This is a genomic window from Micromonospora sp. NPDC047548, assembly GCF_040642975.1.
Classification (GTDB): domain Bacteria; phylum Actinomycetota; class Actinomycetes; order Mycobacteriales; family Micromonosporaceae; genus Micromonospora.
In genome coordinates this window covers 283,133-289,963 of record NZ_JBEYTI010000005.1, presented here as the reverse complement: position 1 = coordinate 289,963, position 6,831 = coordinate 283,133, and the positions used below count along the sequence as shown (strand labels likewise).

The 6,831-nt window shown below is 71.6% G+C and carries 8 protein-coding genes; 4 read left to right on the top strand and 4 right to left on the bottom strand.

The features are described from left to right. Positions 1-207: 207 nt before the first annotated feature. Entirely contained in the window at positions 208-408 is a 201-nt protein-coding gene (locus ABZ807_RS08160; RefSeq protein WP_357154185.1) for a DUF397 domain-containing protein, read from the bottom strand. A 14-nt stretch (positions 409-422) separates the two neighbouring features. Beyond that, positions 423-1,316, bottom strand: a complete 894-nt coding sequence (locus ABZ807_RS08155) for a helix-turn-helix transcriptional regulator (RefSeq protein WP_357154183.1) — start codon at positions 1,314-1,316, stop codon at positions 423-425. A gap of 452 nt (positions 1,317-1,768) precedes the next feature. On the opposite strand from ABZ807_RS08155, the gene ABZ807_RS08150 reads away from it, so the two are divergent. After that, complete coding sequence (locus ABZ807_RS08150) at positions 1,769-2,119, top strand: hypothetical protein (RefSeq protein ID WP_357154181.1); 351 nt, start codon at positions 1,769-1,771, stop codon at positions 2,117-2,119. After that, complete coding sequence (locus tag ABZ807_RS08145) at positions 2,116-2,661, top strand: hypothetical protein (RefSeq protein ID WP_357154180.1); 546 nt, start codon at positions 2,116-2,118, stop codon at positions 2,659-2,661. The genes ABZ807_RS08150 and ABZ807_RS08145 overlap by 4 nt, the downstream gene beginning before the upstream one ends. 20 nt (positions 2,662-2,681) lie before the next feature. On the opposite strand, the gene ABZ807_RS08140 is transcribed toward ABZ807_RS08145, so the two are convergent. Together ABZ807_RS08140 and ABZ807_RS08135 are read right to left on the bottom strand one after the other, a co-directional pair. Further along, on the bottom strand, positions 2,682-2,933 hold the full coding sequence (locus ABZ807_RS08140) for a hypothetical protein (RefSeq protein WP_357154179.1): 252 nt from the start codon (positions 2,931-2,933) through the stop codon (positions 2,682-2,684). A gap of 127 nt (positions 2,934-3,060) precedes the next feature. Further along, the gene (locus ABZ807_RS08135; RefSeq protein ID WP_357154177.1) at positions 3,061-4,353 is read right to left on the bottom strand and encodes an acetyl-CoA C-acetyltransferase; all 1,293 of its coding nucleotides are present in this window, start codon (positions 4,351-4,353) and stop codon (positions 3,061-3,063) included. A gap of 56 nt (positions 4,354-4,409) precedes the next feature. Between ABZ807_RS08135 and ABZ807_RS08130 the strand changes: the two genes are divergently transcribed. Both ABZ807_RS08130 and ABZ807_RS08125 read left to right on the top strand, forming a co-directional pair. Further along, positions 4,410-5,765: a 3-oxoacyl-ACP reductase gene (locus ABZ807_RS08130; protein WP_357154175.1), complete on the top strand. Its 1,356-nt coding sequence runs from the start codon at positions 4,410-4,412 to the stop codon at positions 5,763-5,765. Further along, positions 5,765-6,829: a MaoC/PaaZ C-terminal domain-containing protein gene (locus tag ABZ807_RS08125; RefSeq protein ID WP_357154173.1), complete on the top strand. Its 1,065-nt coding sequence runs from the start codon at positions 5,765-5,767 to the stop codon at positions 6,827-6,829. Before ABZ807_RS08130 ends, ABZ807_RS08125 begins: the two co-directional genes overlap by 1 nt. Positions 6,830-6,831 lie beyond the last annotated feature (2 nt).

Genomic DNA, 6,831 nt, shown 5'->3' with positions numbered 1-6,831 from the left:
GTAGAGAACTCACATGATCGTTGATGCCTGTGCCCGCTTGCTGCCCCGATCTGATCTTCTGACCGAACCTACGGCCCAATTGCCGGTCGCTCTTAGACAAGCCTCGTTGCCAGGGGGATTTAAGGATTGGGAGTTTGCCCTACTCCTCCCAATTTGCAGCTTCGGAACCTCCGCCGTGATCCGTGCCCACCAAGGGTCCCTAGATCATTAGCGCCGGAAGGCACCGCCCGCAGACCCAGCGATGAAAGTTCGCCAAGAGGCAGCCGAGAAGGCCAGAACTTCACCTTCCGGATCCTTAGAGTCCCGGACGGCAACGACATCGCCAGCAAAGCACACCTCGACGCAGTCGCCGTTTCCGCCACCGCTGGACCGACTGCTTTTGCGCCAGATGACACCTCGCAGGTCCACGGCCGCCCGCCCTCCTAGGTCATGTCGCGCGCCTGAGCGATCAGCTCTCGGGACTCCTCGACGCTGGCAGCTGCCGCGCGGAGGTAGTCGAAGGCAAGGGTAAACCCCTTCACGTCCCTCTCACCTTCGACGCTGAGGTCACCGCTCAGGGACTCCAGGAACACGACTGGCGGGTGATCGGCGAAGGTCATCAGGCTGAAGGCGCCGTTGAGGCCGGCGTGCCAGACCGTCTGTTGGGTCAGGACCTGGATGACGATGTTGTTCTGCGGCTTCAGCAGGAAGTCGAGCTGCGCCTTTAGGGTGTCGCGCCCGCCAATGGGCCGGTACAGCAGGGACTCGTCCAGAACCGCCCACAGCTTGAGCGATCGGTTGTCGAGACGCCGCTGCCGTGCCATCCGCGCCTCGACGAGCTTGTCGACCTCGTCGGCCGATCGATTGCGTCCCGCCGGCTCGCCGGTGAAGGTCGCTCGCGCGTAGTCGTCCGTCTGGAGCAGGCCGTTGATCGTGCCCCACGACCAGGTGCGCAGTTCCGACGCCTCAGCCTCGAACGCGATGTACGTACTGAGGCCTCCGGTAATCACCTCCCGGTAGTCCTCCCACCAGCCACGGCCCCGCGCCTCTCGGGCCAGCCGCCAGTAGCGCTCCTTTACGGCAGCGTCGGTCAGGCCGTAGAGGTCGAGCATCAGGAACAGATCACCCTTGCTGACGCCCGTCTGGGCCAGTTCGATCCGCGAGATCTTGCCCTGCGAGCACCCGAGCGCATCGGCGGCCTGATCCGCGGTCAGCCCAGCCGCGGTCCGTAGGCGCTTCAGATCGATGCCCAACTGCCGGCCACGCAGCGTCGGAGTCCGCCGGTCCCGCCTATCCACCATGGCGCCCAGTCTCCGCGCGGCGGTCAGCGAGATCAAGGGACACAAAACGCATGGTGAGGGTTGAACTACACGATGCGGTGTGATTGCATGCTCGACATCCGATGTGAATGATTCACATCGGAAAGATCTAAGAAGAGCTCCGGTGTTCCACCGGAGCGGCAACAGAGTCAGTGGTGTCGGCCGAGCTTGTCGCTCAGCCGAAGAAAACGGACCGGGGTGGGTCGGTTTGGCGGCCTCTCCCACTCCCGGTCCGGCACGAGTCGAGGGGAGCAATCACGCGGATCGCGTCCCGGGGAACGACTCCCCTCCTGTCTACCACCCGGCGGCGCTGACGCGCGTGCCCGGGCGGTGGCGTGGCGCGTCCGGCGTGACCGCTCCCCGGCCAACACCGGCGTCGCGTCGACCGACGAACGACGCCGGCCCGTGACGGGACGGGCACGCGGCCCGAGGTGAGCCGTGCGTCCGCCCCTCGCCGACAGGAGCGAGGAATGGGCGTCTACCAGTCAACGATTGGCCAACGGTGGCACCGCGACGAGGCGGAGGCGAAGGCGGCACGCGAGATCCTGAGCAGCCACGTACCGGATTCGGAGAGCAACCTCTGCGTGGTCTGTCTGATCCCCGGGCCGTGCCGGCCGGCGAACGCGGCGGCGAACCGCCTGGTCGACCTGGGTCGGCCGGTGCTTCCCGCCGAGGAGCCGCGGCGCCGCCGGGCCGGCAGGCGTAACTGGTTCGGGCCGCAGCGGCGGACGATGCCCCGGCGTGCACCGCTGCTGACCTTCGTCTGGATGCTCCGGCTCGGCGCGCCCGCAGTCGGGTCGGACGCCTGGGTCACCCCGTGACGGCACCCCCGCCGATCCGTTTCCGGGTGGGCGATGTCGTCGCGCTGTCAGAGCAGCACTACTGCTATGGGCTGGGCACACTGACCCTGCGGATCGTGGAGCTGGGCCGGCGGGAGCGGCACAGCGACGGCATCTGGATCCACCTGCGGGGTGTCGAGCTGGGGCACCCCTCCGGGCCGCGTCAGCGCCGGGTGCTCGCCAAGCTGGAGGCGGTCCGGCTCCGGCCGGTCCCCGCTCCGGCCGCGCATGTGCCGGTCCGTCCCGGCTGGGAGTGTGCCGGTTGCGGCCGGCCGTGGCCCTGCCCCGACCGGCGGGAAAGGCTGCTCAGGGACTACGCGGGGAACCGCGCCGCCCTCGGCGTGTACCTCGGCCTGCACCTGGCGGACGCGTCCTCCGACCTGCGCCACCACCCCGCCGGAGACCTGTATGCCCGCTTCCTCGGCTGGCTGCGACCGGGCGACGGACAGGTTGATCGACTCGCTGTCGGCGATACGGCGGGATGCGGAGCGCTCCGATATCGCCACATCGCCGACCTGGAGTGAATCAACGTCGGCAGCGGCGGTCAGGGCGGCGCGGGACGGCCGGTGAGCGCCCGCCACAGTCCCGCGCACGCCTGCTCCTCGGTGTCGAAGACCTGCCGCACGTCGCGCGTCCCGCGCTCGTACAGGCCGATCTCCCACCGCCCACCCGACGACCGGCGCAGGAACCAGAAGTCGGGAGGGACCGGCACGTGCTCGTGCACGCCCTCCAGCTCGAAGGCGTCCGGCGACAGTCCCGTCGTCAGCAGGGCGTTGCGCACCTCGTGCCGATCCACTCCCAACCTCCCGATGGACGCCTTCATCGTCGTGGGGTGACAGCCTGAATGTGAGGCTTCGTGCTCTTTGCCCCGAAAGAGGTGCGGCGTCCTCACCGACGAGCGGGCAGCCCCGGGGGGAAACGCCTCAGCGCTCCAGGATCGCCGTGACGCCCTGCCCGCCGGCCGCGCAGATCGAGATCAGCCCCCGCCCACTCCCCTTCTCGGCGAGCAGCTTGGCCAGGGTGGCGACGATCCGGCCGCCGGTGGCGGCGAACGGGTGCCCGGCGGCCAGCGAGGAACCGTTGACGTTGAGCCGGTCCCGGTCGATCGACCCGAGCGGGGTGTCCAGTCCCAGCCGGTCCTTGCAGAACTCCGGCGACTCCCAGGCGGCGAGGGTGGCCAGCACCTGCGAGGCGAACGCCTCGTGGATCTCGTAGTAGTCGAATTCCTGCAACGTCAGCCCGGCCCGGGCCAGCATCCGGGGCACCGCGTACGCGGGGGCCATCAGCAGCCCCTCGTCGCCGTGCACGAAGTCGACGGCGGCCGTCTCGGACCAGGAGAACCAGGCCAGCACCGGCAGGTGGTGCTCCCGCGCCCACTCCTCCGACGCCAGCAGCACGGCCGACGCGCCGTCGGTGAGCGGGGAGGAGTTGCCCGCGGTCATGGTCGCCTCGTCGGCGTCCGGGCCCTTCGCGCCGAAGACCGGCCTGAGCGAGCCGAGCTTGTCCAGGGTGGTGTCCGGGCGGAGGTTCTGGTCCCGGGTCAGCCCGAGGTACGGCGTGAGCAGGTCGTCGAAGAAGCCCCTGTCGTACGCGGCGGCGAGCCGCTGGTGCGACCGGAGCGCCAGCTCGTCCTGCGCCTGCCGATCGATCTGCCAGCGCAGCGCCGTCTTCGCGGCGTGCTCGCCCATCGACAGCCCGGTACGTGGCTCGGCGTTGCGCGGGATCTCCGGCTTGAACGGCTGGTGCGGCCGCAGCTTCGCGGCGATCTTCAGGCGCTCGCCGAGGGTGCGGGCGGAGTTGAGCTTGAGCAGCGTACGGCGCATGTCCTCGTTGATCGCCAGCGGCGCGTCGGAGGTCGTGTCGACGCCACCGGCGATGCCCACCTCGAGCTGCCCGAGAGCGATCTTGTTAGCCACCAGGATGGCCGCCTCCAGGCCGGTGCCGCAGGCCTGCTGGATGTCGTACGCGGGGGTGTGCGGGTCGAGCTTCGAGCCGAGCACCACCTCGCGGGTGAGGTTGAAGTCCTTCGCGTGCTTGAGCACCGCCCCAGCGACCACCTCGCCAACCCGCTGCCCGGCCAGGCCGAACCGGGCCACCAGCCCGTCCAGCGCCGCGCCGAGCATGTCCGAGTTGGACGCGCTGGCGTAGCGGGAGCTGGACCGGGCGAAGGGGATGCGGTTGCCGCCGATGACCGCGACCCGCCGGATGCTCTGCACGATCCCGCCTCCGTTTCAGGACTTGCCCACAACCTACTGGCCAGTAGGCTACGCCTATGACCGACAGGTACGCGAGCTTCGTCCAATCGGGGGCCGGCCGCGCGCTGGTCAAGCGCCTCGGGCTGCCCGACCCGCCGCGACTGCGCCGGCACACCCCCGGCGACCCGCTCGTCCCCGGGCCGGTGCTGCTCGGGGCGGCCACCGGGGGCCGGCTCGCCGAGCCGGTCGGCAAGATCCTGACCGCCGCCGGGGTCGAGCTGCGCGACTCCGCCGCCGTCGACGGCTCGGCGCGCTTCGGCGCCCTGGTGTACGACGCCACCGGCATCACCGACTCCACCGGCCTGCGCCAGCTGTACGACTTCTTCCACCCGCAGGCCCGCTCGGTGCTGCCCAGCGGCCGGGTGATCGTGCTGGGCACCCCGCCGGCCGAGTGCGGCTCCCCCCGCGAGGCGACCGCCCAGCGGGCCCTGGAGGGACTGACCCGCAGCATCGGCAAGGAGTTCGGCCGCGGCGTCACCGCCCAACTCGTGTACGTGACCAGAAACGGCGACGCCGGCACCCTCACCAGTCTCGAATCGACCCTCCGCTTCCTCCTCTCGGGCCGGTCCGCGTACGTCTCGGGGCAGGTGGTCCGGGTCGGCGCCGGCACCGCCGAGTCGCCGGCGGACTGGGACCGCCCGCTCGACGGGCAGGTCGTCCTCGTCACCGGGGCGGCGCGGGGCATCGGCGCCGCGCTGGCCCGGGTGCTCGCCCGTGACGGCGCCCGGGTCGTCGCCCTGGACGTCCCGGCGGCCGGGGACGAGCTGGCCGAGGTGGCCAACGAGATCGGCGGCAGCGCCGTCCAGCTCGACCTGACCGCCCCGGACGCCCCCACCCGGCTCGCCGACCACATCGCCGGGCGGCACGGCCGGGTCGACGTGATGGTGCACAACGCCGGCATCACCCGGGACAAGACCCTCGGCCGGATGGACGCCGACCGCTGGGACTCGGTGCTCGACGTCAACCTCTCCAGCCAGGAGCGGATCAACGACGTGCTGCTGGCGCGCGACCTGATCCCGGCCGGCGGGCGGATCGTCTCGGTCTCCTCGATCGCCGGCATCGCCGGCAACCGGGGCCAGACCAACTACGCCACCAGCAAGGCGGGCGTGATCGGGCTGGTCGAGTCCCTGGCCCCGGCGCTGCACGAGCGTGGGATCAGCGTCAACGCGGTCGCCCCCGGGTTCATCGAGACCCGGCTGACCGCGCGCGTCCCGCTGGTGCTACGCGAGGCGGGGCGGCGGATGAACAGCATGTCCCAGGGCGGCCTGCCGGTGGACGTGGCCGAGACGATCGGCTGGCTGGCCTGGCCGGCGTCCGGCGCGGTCAGCGGCAACGTGGTCCGGGTCTGCGGCCAGAGCCTGCTGGGGGCGTGATGGCGAAGAGGAAGGACCGGCCGGAGGACGGCCCGGCCGAGGACCTCTCGGTCCACGAGCTGATCGACGGGCCGACGGAGGTCATCTCCGCCGAGGAGCTGGCCGCCGTCCGCGCCGCCGGCACGTCCAGGTACGACGTGAGCGTGGAAGCCACCCACGACCTGTCCGGGTACGCGACGAAGGACCTGTCCGCGCATGCCACCCCGGCGGCGCGGGCGCGAGTCGAGCTGCCCCGGATGCCGGCGCCCGGCGCGCTCTACCGGCGGGCGCTGCGCGACGCGGTGCCGGTCATCGGCCGGTCCGCCCGCCCGGACGCCCCGCCGCAGGTGGAGCTGGCCGTCGCCGGGATCACCGTGGACCGCGCGCAGCTGGCCGACTACGACCGGGTCTGCGGCTTCCGGCTGGCCGACCGGCTGCCGGCGACGTACCCGCACGTGCTGGGTTTTCCGCTGGCGCTGCGGCTGATGACCACACCGGATTTCCCCATCGCGCTGGCCGGCGTGGTGCACGTGGGCAACCGGATCACCGTGCACCGCCCGATCGAGGCGGGCGAGACGCTGGACTTCGTCACCCACGCGGAGAACCTGCGACCGCACGAGCGGGGGCGGCAGATCGACGTCGTGCTGGTCGGGTTGATCGGCGGCGAGGAGGTCTGGCGGGGCGTCTCGACGTACCTGGGCAGGGAACGCACCCCCGGCGGCGGTGGGCGGCGCGACCGGGGTGAGCGGCCCGCGACGCCGGCCGCCACCGCCCGGTGGCGGGTCGAGCCCCGGGTCGGTACGGACTACGCCCGGGTCTCCGGCGACCACAACCCGATCCACACCTCCCGGCTGGGGGCGCGGCTGCTCGGCTTCCCCCGCCCGATCGCGCACGGGATGTGGAGCAAGGCCCGCTGCCTGGCGGCGCTGGAGAGCCGGCTGCCCGAGGCGTACACGGTGGACGTGGCGTTCAAGCTGCCGGTGCCGCTGCCGAGCACCGTGGCGTTCAGCGCCACCCCGGCCTGGGACTTCGCCCTGCACGACGCGCGGACCGGCCGTCCGCACCTGGTCGGCACCGTCCGCTGAGC